Annotated in this window: 18 protein-coding genes; 5 read left to right on the forward strand and 13 right to left on the reverse strand. The window is 65.2% G+C overall.

Going from position 1 to position 15,763, the window contains the following annotated elements; genetic code table 11:
* Positions 1–121 precede the first annotated feature (121 nt).
* From BR47_RS31915 to BR47_RS0104380, 4 genes are all read right to left on the reverse strand, one after another.
* Positions 122–823, reverse strand: coding sequence for a DUF998 domain-containing protein (locus tag BR47_RS31915; RefSeq protein WP_177127333.1), 702 nt, complete (start codon positions 821–823; stop codon positions 122–124).
* A 40-nt stretch (positions 824–863) separates the two neighbouring features.
* A complete protein-coding gene (locus BR47_RS0104370) occupies positions 864–1,526 on the reverse strand; it encodes a hypothetical protein (protein ID WP_029118709.1) in 663 nt (220 codons plus the stop codon).
* A 32-nt stretch (positions 1,527–1,558) separates the two neighbouring features.
* The gene (locus tag BR47_RS0104375; protein WP_029118710.1) at positions 1,559–1,948 is read right to left on the reverse strand and encodes a SpoIIAA family protein; all 390 of its coding nucleotides are present in this window, start codon (positions 1,946–1,948) and stop codon (positions 1,559–1,561) included.
* Positions 1,949–2,011: 63 nt separating this feature from the next.
* The gene (locus tag BR47_RS0104380; RefSeq protein WP_029118711.1) at positions 2,012–3,409 is read right to left on the reverse strand and encodes a wax ester/triacylglycerol synthase family O-acyltransferase; all 1,398 of its coding nucleotides are present in this window, start codon (positions 3,407–3,409) and stop codon (positions 2,012–2,014) included.
* Positions 3,410–3,660: 251 nt separating this feature from the next.
* Here BR47_RS0104380 and BR47_RS0104385 point away from each other — a divergent pair, with 251 nt between their 5' ends.
* Positions 3,661–4,269 (forward strand): hypothetical protein, encoded by a 609-nt coding sequence (locus tag BR47_RS0104385; RefSeq protein ID WP_029118712.1) that lies wholly within the window; start codon positions 3,661–3,663, stop codon positions 4,267–4,269.
* Positions 4,270–4,303: 34 nt separating this feature from the next.
* On the opposite strand, the gene BR47_RS0104390 is transcribed toward BR47_RS0104385, so the two are convergent.
* The 6 genes from BR47_RS0104390 to BR47_RS0104415 all read right to left on the reverse strand — a co-directional run bounded on the left by BR47_RS0104390 (position 4,304) and on the right by BR47_RS0104415 (position 10,700).
* Positions 4,304–4,753, reverse strand: a complete 450-nt coding sequence (locus tag BR47_RS0104390; protein WP_029118713.1) for a hypothetical protein — start codon at positions 4,751–4,753, stop codon at positions 4,304–4,306.
* 58 nt (positions 4,754–4,811) lie between these two features.
* Positions 4,812–5,843: an Acg family FMN-binding oxidoreductase gene (locus BR47_RS29710; protein WP_036426782.1), complete on the reverse strand. Its 1,032-nt coding sequence runs from the start codon at positions 5,841–5,843 to the stop codon at positions 4,812–4,814.
* A gap of 221 nt (positions 5,844–6,064) precedes the next feature.
* On the reverse strand, positions 6,065–7,777 hold the full coding sequence (locus BR47_RS0104400; RefSeq protein WP_051634609.1) for a GAF domain-containing sensor histidine kinase: 1,713 nt from the start codon (positions 7,775–7,777) through the stop codon (positions 6,065–6,067).
* Positions 7,778–7,825: 48 nt separating this feature from the next.
* Positions 7,826–8,473: a hypoxia response regulator transcription factor DosR/DevR gene (dosR, locus tag BR47_RS0104405; RefSeq protein ID WP_029104893.1), complete on the reverse strand. Its 648-nt coding sequence runs from the start codon at positions 8,471–8,473 to the stop codon at positions 7,826–7,828.
* 76 nt (positions 8,474–8,549) lie between these two features.
* The gene (locus tag BR47_RS0104410; RefSeq protein WP_029118715.1) at positions 8,550–9,407 is read right to left on the reverse strand and encodes a universal stress protein; all 858 of its coding nucleotides are present in this window, start codon (positions 9,405–9,407) and stop codon (positions 8,550–8,552) included.
* A 294-nt stretch (positions 9,408–9,701) separates the two neighbouring features.
* Positions 9,702–10,700 (reverse strand): Acg family FMN-binding oxidoreductase, encoded by a 999-nt coding sequence (locus BR47_RS0104415; RefSeq protein WP_029118716.1) that lies wholly within the window; start codon positions 10,698–10,700, stop codon positions 9,702–9,704.
* Between the two features lie 265 nt (positions 10,701–10,965).
* Here BR47_RS0104415 and BR47_RS29715 point away from each other — a divergent pair, with 265 nt between their 5' ends.
* Positions 10,966–11,820, forward strand: coding sequence for a universal stress protein (locus tag BR47_RS29715; protein ID WP_231506650.1), 855 nt, complete (start codon positions 10,966–10,968; stop codon positions 11,818–11,820).
* Complete coding sequence (locus BR47_RS32935; protein ID WP_141772175.1) at positions 11,817–12,107, forward strand: three-helix bundle dimerization domain-containing protein; 291 nt, start codon at positions 11,817–11,819, stop codon at positions 12,105–12,107. Before BR47_RS29715 ends, BR47_RS32935 begins: the two co-directional genes overlap by 4 nt.
* Here BR47_RS32935 and BR47_RS0104425 read toward each other — a convergent pair.
* The 3 genes from BR47_RS0104425 to BR47_RS0104435 all read right to left on the reverse strand — a co-directional run bounded on the left by BR47_RS0104425 (position 12,073) and on the right by BR47_RS0104435 (position 14,166).
* Entirely contained in the window at positions 12,073–12,672 is a 600-nt protein-coding gene (locus BR47_RS0104425; protein ID WP_029118717.1) for a phosphatase PAP2 family protein, read from the reverse strand. The genes BR47_RS32935 and BR47_RS0104425 overlap by 35 nt on opposite strands.
* A 19-nt stretch (positions 12,673–12,691) precedes the next feature.
* Positions 12,692–13,687 (reverse strand): NAD(P)H-quinone oxidoreductase, encoded by a 996-nt coding sequence (locus tag BR47_RS0104430; protein WP_029118718.1) that lies wholly within the window; start codon positions 13,685–13,687, stop codon positions 12,692–12,694.
* An 83-nt stretch (positions 13,688–13,770) separates the two neighbouring features.
* The gene (locus BR47_RS0104435) at positions 13,771–14,166 is read right to left on the reverse strand and encodes a PPOX class F420-dependent oxidoreductase (protein ID WP_029118719.1); all 396 of its coding nucleotides are present in this window, start codon (positions 14,164–14,166) and stop codon (positions 13,771–13,773) included.
* Positions 14,167–14,279: 113 nt separating this feature from the next.
* On the opposite strand from BR47_RS0104435, the gene BR47_RS0104440 reads away from it, so the two are divergent.
* Both BR47_RS0104440 and BR47_RS0104445 read left to right on the forward strand, forming a co-directional pair.
* Positions 14,280–15,251, forward strand: a complete 972-nt coding sequence (locus BR47_RS0104440; RefSeq protein ID WP_020100087.1) for an NAD(P)-dependent alcohol dehydrogenase — start codon at positions 14,280–14,282, stop codon at positions 15,249–15,251.
* Between the two features lie 248 nt (positions 15,252–15,499).
* A complete protein-coding gene (locus BR47_RS0104445) occupies positions 15,500–15,727 on the forward strand; it encodes an Rv1893 family protein (RefSeq protein WP_020100088.1) in 228 nt (75 codons plus the stop codon).
* The last annotated feature ends 36 nt before the right edge of the window (positions 15,728–15,763 follow it).

Consider the following 15,763-nt stretch of genomic DNA (forward strand, 5'->3'; position numbering starts at 1 on the left):
CGCCCTGTGGCCACCTCATGAGATGCCCATGCAGGGCGGAATGATGTCCGGTATGAGCATGCCCGGCATGACGGGCCAGTGATCGCGCGGGGCCGCCGCCCGGCCCCTGGCGACTCGCCATTCAACGCGGAAACGAACTGACTACGGATCGTCGTGTGGCCGGGTTCGTGGTGCGCGCGACAGCGTAGGTCAGCATCAGGAGAAACGTGCCGATGACGGCCACGTGGATGCGCTCGAACAGCCCCGTCCAACCTGTGTCCGCAAGAGCAGTCACGATTTCGATGCCGCCGAGCAACGATCCGATCGCCGCACAGGCGAGCGCCACCAATCCGAGATGGCGCGTGTCCGGCCGACTGCCCAGCGCGGCACCGTAGGACGCCATCGCGATCAGGACCGCGGTGAAACCGACCACGCCGGAGATGGTGTGCAACTGGGGCAGCTGGGTCCACACGGAGGCGTGATCGGCTGCCCAGCATCGGGGGTCGACGGACGGGGCGCAGCTCATGGGTGACAGGGCGTCGACTATCGAGGTGGCGGCACCAACCGCCAGCGCCGCGCTCCCGAAACGCATTCGTGAGGACGGCCGCCAGATGGCGAGAACGCCGGCGAGTATCGCGAGACCCATGCCGGCGGCGAGATCTCCGATCCGGAAAACCTGGTGGTACGGCTGGCCCGCGACGGCCAGTTCACTGATGTAGGACCGTGTCGGGCTGAGCGTGGACCCGACGACCCATTGAAGCGGGAAGTCGCAGTAACCGATGAGTCCGATGAATACCGCGGCAGTCCAGGGGCGCAGTGCCGGGTGGAACCTGATGTAGGTCACCGTCGGAGCCATACCCTCGGCCTGATCTCGAGAAACCTGGTCAGGCCGCGGGTTCCGGGGTGCGGGCGGCCACATGCGTCGCCTCGGCCCGCTCTTTGATCCCGAGCAGCATTCCGCGCACGGTCAGCGATACCACCGGACCGGCCGCTTCGGTGACGAAGACCTGGCCAGGGTGGCGGAGTCCCGCCCTGGTGCGCACGAGCAGGCGGCATTGGTCATCCCAATGGGGTTCGAGATGGAATGACCACACCGCGTCCCACGGGAATTCCGGTGGTGTCCCACGCAGCACGATCGACCGCTTGTCGACGACGCTCGCAACACGCAGCAGGACACCGTCGCTCCGGCCGAGCCAGCCTGGCGGTGCCAGGCGTATCGGGTCGCCGAGTTCGAGTCGCTGCCATTCCGGGCGGATGGCATGGTCGCCGTGGTAGTCGCGACTGAGCAGGCCCTCAAGCCCCGCATAGGTATAGAAACCGGCGCGGTCTTCGCCGAGTTGCATCAGCCAGGGCCAGACCACACAGACCGGTGCGTCGATCAGCACTCCCTCGGTCGACTGCAGAGCCGGTGACCCCACGAGCTCGTCGCCCGGCAATTGTCTTCTGCATTCTTCCTTCGTCGTACCCCAGTTGCGGTAGTACCGGCGTGCCGCGGACAGCAGTGCCGCACCGCCCGCCGCAGCTGCGGCGATATGTGTCCTCGTCATATGACGACTGTGCACTCAGGGGGCTTCGGCGACTAGGGTCTAGGGTCCTCAGATTGACCGCCACCGGTGATCCACGCCGTGGCGTCCTCGACCTGAGCCGCCGGAAACTTGCGGATCTCCGCCGCGATGAAGTGGGACACCAGGTGCTGTGCAACGCCCGCCATCGGCGAATCAGTGACGATGGCAATCTTTTTCACGTGTTGGTGATGGTCATGGACGAATCGCAGGTGCGTCACCATCGCCCCGAAACTGTCCCATCCCGGAAAATGCGGAGCATCGATGATGAGGCCGGCAAGGTCGCCGCCCTGCTCGATTTTCGGGTCGACAGCCTGGGTGAGGGCGGCAAAATCGTCGGTACTCAACGGGGATTCCGGATGAATGGTGAGAATCGAATTGTCCGAGTCCCATTGTTGATCGATCATGGTTCACTCCTGTGCTGTCAGTCTGGGCGCAAAGTTGTTGTGCGGCAGCGGGTAATGGTGGTTCTAGCCGCTGAGCAACATGAGGTTGCCCAGCCGGCGGGTGTGCGTCGCAGCCGATGCGACAGTTACCAGGTGAGCGAGCCCGTGCTCGATGCCACGGGCGAGGTCGTCCGCGACGAGCTCGGCGTCGTAGTCGCCGATGACGCCGAATGTCAGGCGGTCGGCGTAGCTCATGATGGCGATGCCCGTGCGCATGCCCATCGCAATCGGGGGCACCGGCACGAGCGCAGCGATCTGCCGACCCATCAAGCGCATTCGCCGGCTCGGGCCCGGGACGTTCGTCGTCACGGCAACGACGCCGTGTTGCGGAAGCCGGCCCAGTAGCCGCACGGCCGACGCCATGATCGGAAACGGAATGAGGTTGGCCGCGGCGACCACCAGAGAGCCGGCTTGGCGCTGCCCACTGCCTTTCGCGGTTGTCAGCCTCTTGTGGACCAGCCGGAGCTGTTCGAGCGGATCGGGCCGATCGACGGGGAGGTCCGGCAGCAGTACGGAAACCCGGTTGTCGGGCACGTGGAGTAGTTCGGCCGGACGAACGGAGACCGGCACCACGGTGCGGATCGGCCCGGCCGAAGGTTCCATATCGTGCTGCAGCATCGCTGACCGGAAACCGTCGGTGATGGCTGCCAGGGCCACATCGTTGACCGTGACGCCGAACCGCTTGGCGACCATCTGGACATCCTGTAACGAGACCTCGACCGCGCTGAACCGGCGCATGTCGCTGAGCTGCCCATTGAGGGGTTGATTCGATGTGGTGAGCACGCCGGCCACGAGTTGAGCAGCTCCGAACGCCATGCGCACCCCACTGCGCGCGGTCGATCTCACCATCCGCCACGCATCGGTGCCGAGCGTGATCGGATTGAAACCACGCAGCGATTGCCGACCTGATCCCGAAGGGAGGCAGGGGATTTCGTCGCGCGCTGCCCACTGGTTGTCGCAGATGCCGGCGAGCATCGCTGTCGCCGCGACGCCGTCGGCGATGCAGTGGTGCAGCTTCACCACGATCGCCCAACGGCCATCGGCCAGGCCGTCCAGCATCCAGGCTTCCCACAAGGGACGCGACCGATCGAGCCGGCGCTCCATCAATTCCGCCACTGCGCGATGAACCGCCGGGTCATCTCCCGGAGCCGTCACGGTGAGCCTGCGAACGTGGTGACTGATATCGAAATTGTGCGCCGGCACCCATTCTGGAGCGCTGAGGTCGAGCGGATACGAATGCAACACTTGCCGGCAGCGGGGGAGGGTCGCCGACCGCTCGTCGAGCACAGTCTGGAGTTCGGCGAAGTCCGGCGCCGGGCCTTCCATGATGGCCAGCACAGCGACAGCAAGATTGGCATGACTGTCGGAATCCTCAGCCTGCAGGAAACCGGCATCGAGAGCGGTGAGCTGGTTGTCGTTCATCGGTGTCCTTTACGGGCCGGCCTGCCAATGGTGCGGTGTTCGCGAATGATGTTGCGCCTATCGGCAGTTCACGAGCAGAGCTGATGGACCGCGGTCGTAGGGACCTTCGGCACCTGCTGCGCCCGCCGTGACCGGGCCTGTGGCCTTCCGGCTGTCTGCCAGAGGACTTTTGGCCCGTGTGGGCCTGAGCCCAGTGACGCACCATCGAGGGGCTGCCCGCTGAAGTCGTGATTCATAGGGAGGATTTCCCGATGGCCGTATCCACCGATGAGGACGTCCCGTCGTCAGAAGGTCTGGGAAGTGCGTCCCAAGGGCGGTTTCTCGCTCTGATCACCGCTGTCCTGATCGTGGCGGCGACGCTCATCGGTTGGATGTTCGGCGGATTCTCTCTGGTCCGCCTGGTGCTGCCGGATGACGCGGTAGCGCCGGCGAAAGTTGCTACGGCACAACAACAGGCGCCGCCCACATCGCAACAACTGCATGCGTGGCTTGCGCAACTTGAATCACCGCTGGACGCGTTACTGATTCAGCGGGACAACATCGCCACCGCGGCTGCCAAGTCTGACATGGTGGGAATTCAGCGGGCCTGCGAAGCCGGCCAGATGGTCCTGCCTCAGCTACAGACGTTGTTGCCGAGCCCGGAAGCGACACTGACAACCGCCCTGCGGCAGACTCTCGAGGATTTCGGCTCCGGATTCAGCGAGTGCCTGACCGGCATTCGGAGTCAGGACGTCGCAGACATCGAGATGGCCTCGGTCTATCTGTACCGCGCGAACAACGACCTTCGAACGCTGATGGCATTGATCGCGCGTGAACTGAATGACGTCGACTCCGGGAATCAGGACGTCGTACCGATCTGACGTTGCCGCCCGAGTCGAATGCCGTTGGAGCTCATCAAGAGTCGGCGGACACGGTGACGGATGGGGCTGATCGGCGATCTGGGGACCACCCGACCGCGGTGAGATACAGCCCGGCCAGCCCGGTGACGATCACGACGGCCTGCCACCACGGTGCGGCGGCCAGAATGTCGTGCCCCGTCGCCAGGTACGCCCCGGGGAACATCATCAAAGCCACGCCCTTGAGCACAGTCAACCATCCCAACACCGATACGGTGGCGGCGGCAGCGCCGTGCCAATAGGGGTGCAGTGTGACGACGACCAGTCCCATCGGTAAGACGAATGCGCCTGTGATCCAGGGCCACACAGAGTTGTCACCGAACGTGTGCATCAGTGTCCTGACGTAGTCGGCCCGCGTGACGAGCGAGGCGGCCGCGATGACGAGGTAGGGCCCGAGCACCCGAGCGAACATCCTGGTTCGGTGCTGAATGTGCGGTCTTGCGTTCATGATGCGAACTCCATTTCATCGAATCGAGGCGCGGGTCGCTGACCGGACCGGTGCCGGATCATCGATCCGGCACCGCGTGGTCGCCGGCACGTGAACCCGGCACCGGGTCCTCGTCGTGCAGAAGGGAAACGACGTCCGTCAGCGCGCGGCGCGGCGTCGCGGGCAGAGGGTCTGCGTTGAGGGGTGCCCAGCCGACGCGGATGAGCATCTGCGGAAACAGTTCGTCGCCGAAAACGTCCGATCGGACGATGGCGCGGCACGCTGGATTTTCCAGTGCCTCCGTGACGGGGCAGGTGGACAGTCCCTGTGCGGTGGCGGTGAGCAGGACTGCGCTGGTTGCCTCGCCGGCCCGCAGCCGATCAATCGGAGTGTCGGTCGAGGTGCCGAGCGCCAGCAGCGAACCGTTGTCATCGGTCGCCGTCGTGCCTGCGGCCTGGCCGAGCACGGGTCCGGCGAAGATGCGGCCGGGGAGGGCGGCGCTGTGGTCGGGAGTGGGTGTACTACGGGCAGGTACTCCGGCGACCGATGCGTAGCGCCCGCTCCAGACTGTCAGTTCGGTGAGGTAGTCCAGATCATGCACATGCTGTGAAACCGCTTGCCGCAGTGCGCTTGTGAGGACGTCGTTGAGCTTTACCCGGCGCAGGCCGATGCCGAGGCGCGCCGCGCGGGCGGTCATCAGAGCGATGTCCCCGAGCGGGACGGGCCAGCCGCTGTAGTACCGCCGGTCGGTGCGGCGCCGCGGAATCGCCGCGGCTAGCGCGATATCGGCCTGGTCGGGGATGCAGGGTGTCAATTCGATCGCGGCGAGATGATCAGGCTCGGCCGGGTTGGGGAACCTGCGCACGGTCGCCTGCCAGCCCAGCGCGTGGAAGGCCACGGTCGCGTGGTGCAGCGCCGCACCACAACTGATCAGCAGGTCGCGGCCGTCGGGGTCGGTGTGAATCAGGTGCAGTGACGATTCGGCGTACAAGTGCACACTGTTGGCGCCAATCCGCCACCGCCACGGTTGCGTGTTGTGCACCGAAGGAGCACGCGTTGCCAGCGCCAAGGCCGCGCAAATCGTCTGATGGTCGGGGAACGTCTCGGGCATCTGATTCACCTCACTGGACCTGTGATCGAGGTCGACGCGGTGCGATTCAGATCGCGCACACTGCTCGTTTCTCATACAACGATCCTGCAGGTGATCGGGCACGATCGACAGAGCACTACGTCACTTGCTGAAGAGTTCTGTCCCAGACCACGTGCCGGCGGAAGCGGTGTCTATCGTCATTGGTGGCCAAAGACATTGGACCCGCATCTTGAGTCGCCCCGTCAGGGCAGCGGCGCCCACCACCGCAGGACGGTGCCGGCGTCGACGCCAGGTTCGACGGTCATGTCACCGCCGGCGTCTTGCGCCCGTCGGCGGAGGTTCGCCAAGCCACTTTCGGTGATGCCTTCAGGCAATCCCTGGCCGTTGTCGCTGACCTCGATACGCAAGTCGTTGTCGACGTTGACGGTGACGCCGACTGCGCTGGCCTTGCCATGACGGACCGCGTTGCTCACCGCTTCGCGGACGACGGCCTCGGCGTGATCGGCCAAGTCGGGCTCGATGACCGAGAGCGGGCCGTCGTAGCGGACCGTGGTGTGCAGTTCGTGGCTGGAGAAAGAGGCGACAGCGGCATCGAGTCGCTGTCGTAACCGGGTGGTGGAGGCGGTGCTGCCGTGCAGATCGAAGATCGCGGTGCGGATTTCGGTGATCACTTCCTGGAGGTCGTCGACGCAGTCGGTGATGCGGCGCTGCACATCGCTGGACTTGGCGCGCGGGATCGCGCCCTGGAGCGTCAGACCAACCGCGAACAGCCGCTGGATGACGTGGTCGTGCAAGTCGCGGGCGATGCGGTCGCGATCGGCCAGCACCGCCAGCTCACGCTTCTGACGCTGGCTGGCGGCAAGCTGCCAGGCGAGCGCGGCCTGGTCGGCGAACGCGGCCATCGTGTCCAGCTGATCCGCGGTGAATTCCTGGCGTCCCGCATTCCGCAGCACGACCAGGACTCCGATGACGCTCTCGGTGGTGCGCAGTGGCAGCACCAGTGCTGACGCCACGTCGGCCGCTATGGCTTCAGGTAGCTCCGCTGCCCGGCAGATCGAGGGCGTTCGATCGTGAAAAGCCCGGCCGATGGGTCCGCCGGCCGCCGGCGCCTCCAGCGCTGATGCGTGGGCATCGCCGACGACGTCGATCACCTGGAGTTCGGTGATCTCGCTGGTCGGCGCATCGTCGTCCTCGGGAACCGCGATCAGCGTCGCGTCCGCGTCCGTCAGCGAACGTGCCTCCTCTGCGATCTGGCGGAACACCAGCGACGGCTCCGTGCCGGACAACAGGGCGGTACCGATATCGCGGGTGGCCTCGATCCAGGCCTGGCGTTGCTGCGACTGACGGTAGAGCCGGGCGTTGTCGATGGCGATGCCGGCTGCCGCGGCCAGGGCCTGTGCGAGCACTTCGTCGTCTTCGCTGAAGGGCTGCCCGGATACTTTTTCGGTCAGGTACAGATTGCCGAAGACTTCGTCGCGGATACGCACCGGCACACCGAGGAAAGTTCGCATGGGAGGGTGATGCTGGGGAAAGCCAACCGAGGCGGGGTGGGTGCGAATATCTTCCAGCCGAATGGGTTTCGGCTCGTCGATCAGGGCTCCGAGCACGCCGCGCCCTTGGGGCAGTGGGCCGATCTTGCAACGGGTCTCCTCGTCTATGCCTTCATAGACGAATTGGACGAGCTCATGGTCGGTGCCCCGGACCCCGAGGGCGCCGTACCGGGCGTCGATCAGCTCGATCGCGGTGCGCACGATGGTGCGCAGTGTCTCGTCCAGTTCGAGGCCGGACGTGACGGTGAGCATTGCCTCGACCAGGCCATCGAGCCGGTCACGGCCCTCGATGATCTGTTCGACGCGGTCCTGAACTTCACTGAGAAGTTCCCGCAGCCGTAGTCCCGATAGCGGCGCTCGCAGCGGATGCTCGGCGCTGCTGTCTTGACGTCTCACATCGGTGATTCTGCCATCGGAGTCGCGGTGCGCCAGGAATTTGACGCCGAGGGCAGATCAGTCGTCCGAGCGCCGCGGCCGGTCCAGTTTCGACACGAACACCGCGGCCTGCGTCCGTCGTTCCATACCGAGCTTGGCGAGCAGACGCGACACGTAGTTCTTGACCGTCTTCTCGGCCAGGAACATTCGCGCGGCGATCTGCTTGTTGGTCAATCCTTCGCCGAGCAGATCCAGCAGCACCCGTTCCTGATCGGTCAGCCCCGAAAGCGGGTCCGATCGCTCGGCTTCATTGCGGAGCTTCGCCATCAACGCCGCGGCGGCACGGTTGTCCAGGAGGGACCGTCCGGCGCCCACGGCCTTGATCGCCTCGGCGAGTTCCATGCCTTTGATGTCCTTGATGACATAGCCGCTCGCGCCGGCCAGGACCGCGTCGAGCATGGCCTCGTCAGAGGTGAACGACGTCAACATCAGGCACCGTAGGTCGGGTAGGCGCGACAGTAGATCGCGGCACAGTTCGATGCCGTTGCCGTCCGGCAGACGCACATCGAGGACGGCGACATCGGGCCTGAGCGCAGGAATCTGGGCCATGGCATGCGCCACGGTTCCAGCCTCGCCGATGACTTCCAGATCCGGGTCCGCACTCAGCAGGTCGATGAGTCCGCGGCGCACGACTTCATGGTCATCGACGAGGAATACTGTGACCATTCGCGTGCCCTTCTGCACGCCGGCGGCGTGCTGGTAAACGTTGACGTCCTGCTCATGACGATAGGCCAGGCTTCGGCTACAAGCGCTGATTATTCTGGCAAATCAGCGCCGTGCAGTTCATCTGGGGCGAGGCCGAGCGCGCCGTGCCCACGATCTCGCCCATCCCAGGCCGCCGATGCCTGCCGATCACCAGCAGTTGAATCGAATCAGACTGCCGATCAAGGTAATTCATCGTCGAACCACGGATTGCGACAGGATTGAACTCGACGTCCGGGTTGGACAGGCGGTGCCGGGCGAGACGTTTCTCGAGGCGTGCCCGCACGCTTTCGTCCGGTACTTTGTCGCGACCGTCCGACAGTGTGGTCGGCCGCGTTGCGAGCACCGTCAGGGGCGCTCCGCGCAGCCGGGCTTCGCTGATCCCGGCCTCGAGAACGACGGCGCTGTCCGGACTTTCATCGACTTCCACGACGACATGGCGGGTGCCCGTCGCCCCGTGGTGGTTTCCGCTGCGGACGATTGCCACCGGGCACGGCGCAGAAGTGGCCAATGTGGCCGAGGTGGAACCGAGCCGGTATCCCGTCGCATGCGCGATGCCGAGTGAGCCGAGACACAGCAGGTCGGCGGATCGGCTGGCGTCCAGCAGGACCCGAGACGGATGCCCCTGCAGTACTTCCCATTCCACCTTGACCGGCTTCTCGGTGGATTCGATGGCGACCAACGCGCGCCGCACGGAAACATCGGCGCACGCCAGATCTTGGGCTTCCTGCTGAGGATCGACATCACCGTGGCCGCGTGGCTCGACGACGTAGAGCAGGCGCAGAGGCACATCGCGACTGACGGCTTCATCAACCGCCCACAAGGCAGCGTCGACCGACCATCGCGAGCCGTCGATGCCGACCACGACGGCCGGCGACGGTGAAGCTGACTTGTACATCTCCGCACCCTCCTGACATCACCGAGCTGAGTATTCGTCGACGGTAGGTGCGATGACCTCGTCCGCGGCAGAGCCATTGGTCCCTAGTCACCTGTCACAGTGACCTCTCGGGTCAGGTCGCTCGGCCGCAACCGTAGGCCCATGTGCCCTAGTGCACGGCTCTGGCGACTTGCCATCGTCGACGACATGAAGAAGGAGCTGGCAATCGGTATCGCGCTTGCGGCCGCGTTGTGTGGAACGGCCAGACTGACGGCGAAGTGGGCTGTCGCCAGACGCAAATCCAGCGCTCCGCCCTCAATTCCGATCGTCCGCGCGATGTGGCCGGAAGCGGAAGACATCCGCCAGCTGGCGTCGCGGTGTGGGTGGCGGGATGTCCTCCAGGGCTGGGGCGGTGCCGATGCGGGCCAACACCTGCGGCAGAGGGTGGCCGGTGAGCGTGCTGATGATGTCGCAGGTGGCCGGGTGCTCGGTCAGATGGGTGAGCGTGCAACTGGCCAGGCCCGCGATGGTGGCCTCCAGCAGCACCGCGGATAACGTCTCGCCGCACGTCAAGATGTCCTCGCGGGTATCGGCGAGCGCGGAGATCACCACCACGGTGGCCTGGTCGTCGCCGGCGTGCTGACGCCGTTCGTGACCATGGGTCACCGGGAACGTGCGTCCGATGTCAACCCGGTCACTTTCCGCAGCCGACGCCAAAGCGCTGCGTGGGATGCCGGTGGTGCTATCAAAAGGTGAAGTCCACCAGTCCAATTCGGCGTGATAGGTGGCGTCGTACATCCGTAGCGCGTCGGTGAGATGCGAGGCCTCGGACAGTTGAGTTCGCTGTTGGGCAGCCAGGACGTCCATCCGGGCCGGGCGATTGCCCACTGCCAACCGCAGCAGTTCGATCAGTGCCGGCTCGTCATCCACGGCGCCGAACGGAAGCCGGTCGGTGCGTCGGCACAGGATCGCGTCTGCTGCCTGTCGTTGCGCCGGAGTGACGCGGCCGGCCGGCTGGAAGTTGATGTCGGCGAGGAGCCGGTGGTTCTCCGGATCGGGAAAACGATCGACCGTGGTGGTCCAGCCGGCCGCGGCCATCGCCACCCGGAGATGATCCAATGCTGCGCCGCAACTCAACAATGCCTGGCGCCCTGAACCGTCGGTAGTCACCAGCCAGTCGGCATCGAGATACAGCTTCAGCGTGGCGGATTCGAGAACCCATTTCCACGGCTGGCTGTTGTGGATCGATGGCGCTCTGCAGGCCAGAAGTACCGCTCGTTCGATTTCCGCAAGGGGAATGGTGGTTTTCGCCATGACGTGTCCTTCTCGGCAGCAACGAGGGTGCAACTCGAAGACTGCGACGGTCTGGACGCTTGGCCCAGGGTCGGAAGTCATCAGTACCGCAGCCGTTGGCCGTCGGGTCAGTCACAGCCTGCTCGACAGAGCACTTCGGGGCCTCTCGAAGGACCTTCGACACTATGCCCGGCTCGTGCGGCGAGGTCAGATGTCATCGGAGAGCTGCACGACAACTACGGCACAAGGACTTCCGATGAACATCCAAGCCCCGGTCGACCCGGTCGTGGTCGGCATCGACGGTTCCAAACATGCGCTGCGCGCTGCGCGCTGGGCTGCACTCGAGGCGGCGAGCCGGGACACCACGTTGCGGCTGGTCTACATCATCGACTCGGAAGCTGCGGATCGTCAGGAGAGCATCGACCGCGCGCAGCACGCATTGCACAAGGCATGGAAAGCGGTGACCGACACGCACATCGACGTCAAGCTCGAGACGGAGATTCTTTCGGGCAGTCCGGTTGAATGCCTTGCCGAAGAGTCCCGGCACGCAGCGGTGGTCTGCGTCGGCGACCGCGGAACGCACGATGCGCCGGATGCTCCGCGCGGCTCGACGGCTGTCGAGGTGGCCCGGAGCGCGCCAGGCTCGGTCGCAATCATCCGGCGTAAACACCTCGAGTTCGACCATCGCAAGTGGATCGTCGCCGTCCTGGACGAATCAGCCTCTGCTACGGCCGTGTTGGCCGCAGCCGAGGCTGATTCGGCATGGCGCGATGCACCGATTCTGATGCTGGAGCCCTGGTCGCATTCGGGTGCGCCGGTCGATGCCAGACATCCGGTGCACGCCGCCCTGGAGCGGTACCTGAGGGCCGCGGACAACAGTCACCTCGAGTCGGTCACCCTGGCGATGCCGGGGCATCTGAGCAACTTGCTGCGGCAGAGTGCGTGCATCGACCAGCTGGTCATCGTGCCGGGAGACGACCGGGAACTGGTTGCGGAACTGACCGGCCACGAAATGCGCAAAACCTTGAACGGCTCGGACTGCACCCTGTTGTTCGTCCGGCCCTGCCCCCGCGCATCGACTGGCAATGGAGTTGCCTGCCAACAGAGTTCGATCGAGCCGTTGATGGTGGGGCAGCCGTGACCCAGATCCTGCACGAGCCGACCCGGTCCGGCCGTTCGGCGGCAGGTTGGGTCGACGAGGTCGCAGGGAAACTGGCCCGTCGCGAGGGACGCAACGATAGTGCGCGCGACACGGAGATCCTGGGATGGTGTCGGGAGGCCGCGACGCAGTTCGTGGACGCCCGCGTTCAAGCATTTGTTCCGCTACTGGTCGAGCGCATCGTCGGCGACCGCATGCGGCGTAGTCGTGATGAACGAGGTTGTGCGCCGGCGGTTACGGAATGCGCCGGTCGCGAGGTGTCGCGGTGACGAGGCCCCGGAGCCGGGTCCTTTCGATCACGTCGAGCAACCGCCGCAGCAGCGGCCGGAACAAGAAGTATCCGGCCCAGCTGACGACGACGCCGAGGACCAAGCCGGCAACGACATCGCTCGGATAGTGGGCACCGACGTAGACACGCGCGAAGGCCATGACAACCGCTGCCACGGCGGCCACCACGCCGAGGTAGCGGTTCGTCAGCCACAACCCCGCTGCGACAGCTGCCGCGATCACGGCATGGATGCTGGGAAACCCGCCGTCGGTATTGCAGTGCAAGACGACGATGTCACGTAAGGCGTTGCAGGGACGGGTCTCATTGACGGACACGGCGATCGGGTCATAGACGAGCAGAGCGGCAAAAACGCCCAATGGCGTCCACAGCACGCTCGTCATCGCCATCGGGTTCTCGCTCGAGCGCGCGAGCCACCACCCGCCCAGCAACAACGCGACAAAAAGGAGCACGCCATCGTTGGCATACGCGGCCATCAATGGATGCAGCCACGGAGTGTTGCGAGCGAAATCGTTGATGGCGTGAAAGATTCGCACATCGAGGTTCATGGCCTGTGCTCTCGGATCGCTAGTCGGTATCCCGGACGGTCAGCAGCACCTTTCCCACGGTCTTGTCGGAGTCGAGCAGCCGGTGTGCCTCGGGGGCGTCGGTGATCGGCACCTCGGCCGCGACGACCGGCGCCACGGCACCGGCGTCGATCAGTGGCCACAGCTGCTGCCGCAGCTCGCCGATGATCTCGGCTTTGGAACCGGGACCTTCCTCGGGGCGGCGCCGCAGGTTCGTCACATGCACTGATCCTCGTTTGAACAGCAGCGTAGCGAGATTCAGTTCGGCGACGGCCCCGCCTTGCAGCCCGATGATCGTCAGGTGGCCGTTCTCGGCGAGGGCGTCCACGTTCTTGCCGAGGTAACTGCCGCCCATGATGTCGAGAATGACATCGGCGCCGGAGTACTCGGCGTTGACCACCGCGGGGAAGTCCTGGTCGCGGTAGTTGATCAACGTCTGCGCGCCGAGTTCGCGGCAGGCATCGAGCTTGAACTGCGTGCCGGCCGTCACCGCCACGTTGGCGCCGAGTGCGCGGCCCACTTGTATTGCGTGCGTGCCGATTCCGCTGCCGCCGCCGTGGATCAGCAGCGTCTGCCCGCTCTGTAGACCGCCGGTCATCACCACGTTCGACCACACGGTGGCCGCGGTTTCCGGCAGCGCCGCCGCGGCCGTGACGCTCACGCCCTGAGGCACGGGCAGCACGTGGCTGGCGGCGACGTTGACGCGTTCGGCGTAGCCGCCACCGGCCAGCAGAGCACACACCGCGTCACCGGGTGCCCAATCCTGAACTCCGGCACCGACTTCGGCGATGTAACCGGAGACCTCGAGGCCCGGAATGTCGCTGGCGCCCGGCGGCGGCGGATAGAAGCCCATGCGCTGCATGACGTCGGCGCGGTTGACACCGGCCGCCACCACGTCGATGGCGACCTGACCGGGCGTGGGCGCGGGCAGGTCGTCGACCTCGGCCCACTCCATCACCTCGGGCTCACCGTGGCCGTTGAAAGTTGTCGCGTACATGCTTATTTGCCTCCGGGGATGGGGAATCGGGGAGCAGACGATCGTAAATCGATCCTAGAAGTGAGCCTCGTGCGGATGAGCGGCTACGCGCGCGGCGAAATCTCGATGGCGAACGAATTCTGCTGACGGCGGGTGAGCCAGACGCCGAACTCGCTGAGGGGCCCGAGGAGCCGGTACTTGCGGTTCATGACCTTGCGGACCTTTGGACTGTCGGCGAAGTCGAGGATGCGCGCCGTACCCTCGACGACCGGCGAACCCGGCGTGAGCTTTCCGCGAACATCGCAGGGCTGCAGCATCACCGACGGATTGCGGCGGATCCGCTTGACCTTGTAGGCCCCGACCTCCGAGAAGAAGTAGAGCTTGCCGTCGGCGGGGGCGATCCAGACTGGCGACGACACCGGGGTGCCGTCTTTGCGGTAGCTCGTGAACGAGACATAGTTCGACCGACCGACCAGGTCCCAATCCGGTGAATTCGCCATCAGCGCAGGGCCGTCCGAGATTCGCGGGGCGATCTGGCCTCGTTCATAAGGTTCTCCCTCTTCCTGCGCACATCGAGGCAATCGCCCCGTCTGACCGAATAGAGTTTCACCTCATGAAGGCGATGGCGCAACGTAGCTGGAACACCGGGGAACCGCTCGAGCTGATCGACCTCCCCACGCCGGAACCGCATCCGGGTGAGGTTCGGGTGCGCGTACAGAGCATCGGACTCAACCCCGCGGACTGCCAAATGCTCATCGCCCCGCCGATGCGGCTGCTCGGCAGGCTGCTCGGACCCAAGCCGCCGGTGGTCCTGGGCCTCGACTTCGCCGGAACCGTCGACGCGGTGGGCGCGAAGGTGAACGACTTCCGGCCCGGTGACCGCGTCGTCGGCAGCACGAACTTCTCGCGCGGCCAGCGAGGCTGCTTCGCGGATGCCGCGGTGGTGCGTACCGACCAGGTCTGTCATGTCCCGGACTCGGTGGACCTCGATACCGCCGTCGCACTGGCCATTCCGGGTGTCACGGCACATCGCACCGTGGTGGACATCGGCCGCGTCCGTCGCGTCGAGCCGGCGCAACGCCGGGTGCTCGTACTCGGCGCCTCTGGCGCGGTGGGGCAGCTCACCGTTCAGCTCGCGAAACACGAAGGCGCCGTCGTCGTCGGAGTGTGTTCGACGAAGAACGTTGAACTGGTCAAGGGGCTGGGCGCCGACGTCGCCCTGGACTACACCCGCGGTGATGTCCTCGAACAGGCCCGGCAGTACGGGCCGTTCCAGATCGTCGCCGACTGCGCCGACGCCTACTCGCGCCGAAAGTGCCTGTCCCTGCTGTCCGCGCAGGGCCGCTACGTCATGGTGTCGATGCATAATCTGGTCGACGCCGTGTACACGCTCATCCCGCCGTTTCAGGCACGGACGATCCTCGGGCGGCCGACTCGCGAACGACTCGCGCCCCTGATGGCCGCCGCGGAGGCCGGACAACTCACGGTGAACATCGCCCAACACCTGCCGTTGACCAGCTTGCAGAAAGCCGTCGATCTCAGCGAAAGCCACCGGATGACCGGAAAGCTGATCCTGCATCCCTGAGTGGAACACGTTGGATGCCAAGGCGTTCAACAGCCGGCATCCAGTACCGACGAGACTGAACTGGTGTGCCAAATTTCGCCAAGATGTGACACACAAGCTCAGTGTCGTCAGTGGAGAGCCGGCGCAGGTACATCAGGTACGGCCCGAGGAGACCGTCGACGTTGTGGTGGACGCGTTCTCGGATACGGGAGTTTCTTCTTGCGCCGAGGTCTACCGTCTTGGCTAACCGCCCACCGGAGGAGACCGCGATGCCACTGAACCCCAAGGACTCGTTCAACGCGGTGCGGGACGTTGCGGCGCATTCGGTCGAGAAGGCGTCGGACATCGTCGACAACGCTGCGGATATCATCAGAGGTGATGTAACAGAAGGTATTTCCGGGATTGTCCAGAACTCCGTCGACATCGGCCGGCACGCGGTCGACAAGCTCAAAGAGGTCGTCACCGGAGACAGTGCCGATAGTGACGCCGAAGCGTGATCCGGTTTTCCAGCGAATAACCGCGGGTCGGCGATA

The sequence above is a fragment of the Mycobacterium sp. UNC410CL29Cvi84 genome, assembly GCF_000686745.1.
GTDB classification, from domain to species: domain Bacteria; phylum Actinomycetota; class Actinomycetes; order Mycobacteriales; family Mycobacteriaceae; genus Mycobacterium; species Mycobacterium mucogenicum_B.

Bases quoted from the DNA above. Each gene is read 5' to 3' on its own strand.
- BR47_RS0104370 (WP_029118709.1), bottom strand. From the start codon at position 1,526: ATGACGAGGACACATATCGCCGCAGCTGCGGCGGGCGGTGCGGCACTG.
- BR47_RS0104375 (WP_029118710.1), bottom strand. From the start codon at position 1,948: ATGATCGATCAACAATGGGACTCGGACAATTCGATTCTCACCATTCAT.
- BR47_RS0104380 (WP_029118711.1), bottom strand. From the start codon at position 3,409: ATGAACGACAACCAGCTCACCGCTCTCGATGCCGGTTTCCTGCAGGCT.
- BR47_RS0104385 (WP_029118712.1), top strand. From the start codon at position 3,661: ATGGCCGTATCCACCGATGAGGACGTCCCGTCGTCAGAAGGTCTGGGA.
- BR47_RS0104390 (WP_029118713.1), bottom strand. From the start codon at position 4,753: ATGAACGCAAGACCGCACATTCAGCACCGAACCAGGATGTTCGCTCGG.
- BR47_RS29710 (WP_036426782.1), bottom strand. From the start codon at position 5,843: ATGCCCGAGACGTTCCCCGACCATCAGACGATTTGCGCGGCCTTGGCG.
- dosR (WP_029104893.1), bottom strand. From the start codon at position 8,473: ATGGTCACAGTATTCCTCGTCGATGACCATGAAGTCGTGCGCCGCGGA.
- BR47_RS0104410 (WP_029118715.1), bottom strand. From the start codon at position 9,407: ATGTACAAGTCAGCTTCACCGTCGCCGGCCGTCGTGGTCGGCATCGAC.
- BR47_RS0104415 (WP_029118716.1), bottom strand. From the start codon at position 10,700: ATGGCGAAAACCACCATTCCCCTTGCGGAAATCGAACGAGCGGTACTT.
- BR47_RS0104425 (WP_029118717.1), bottom strand. From the start codon at position 12,672: ATGAACCTCGATGTGCGAATCTTTCACGCCATCAACGATTTCGCTCGC.
- BR47_RS0104430 (WP_029118718.1), bottom strand. From the start codon at position 13,687: ATGTACGCGACAACTTTCAACGGCCACGGTGAGCCCGAGGTGATGGAG.
- BR47_RS0104435 (WP_029118719.1), bottom strand. From the start codon at position 14,166: ATGGCGAATTCACCGGATTGGGACCTGGTCGGTCGGTCGAACTATGTC.
- BR47_RS0104440 (WP_020100087.1), top strand. From the start codon at position 14,280: ATGAAGGCGATGGCGCAACGTAGCTGGAACACCGGGGAACCGCTCGAG.
- BR47_RS0104445 (WP_020100088.1), top strand. From the start codon at position 15,500: ATGCCACTGAACCCCAAGGACTCGTTCAACGCGGTGCGGGACGTTGCG.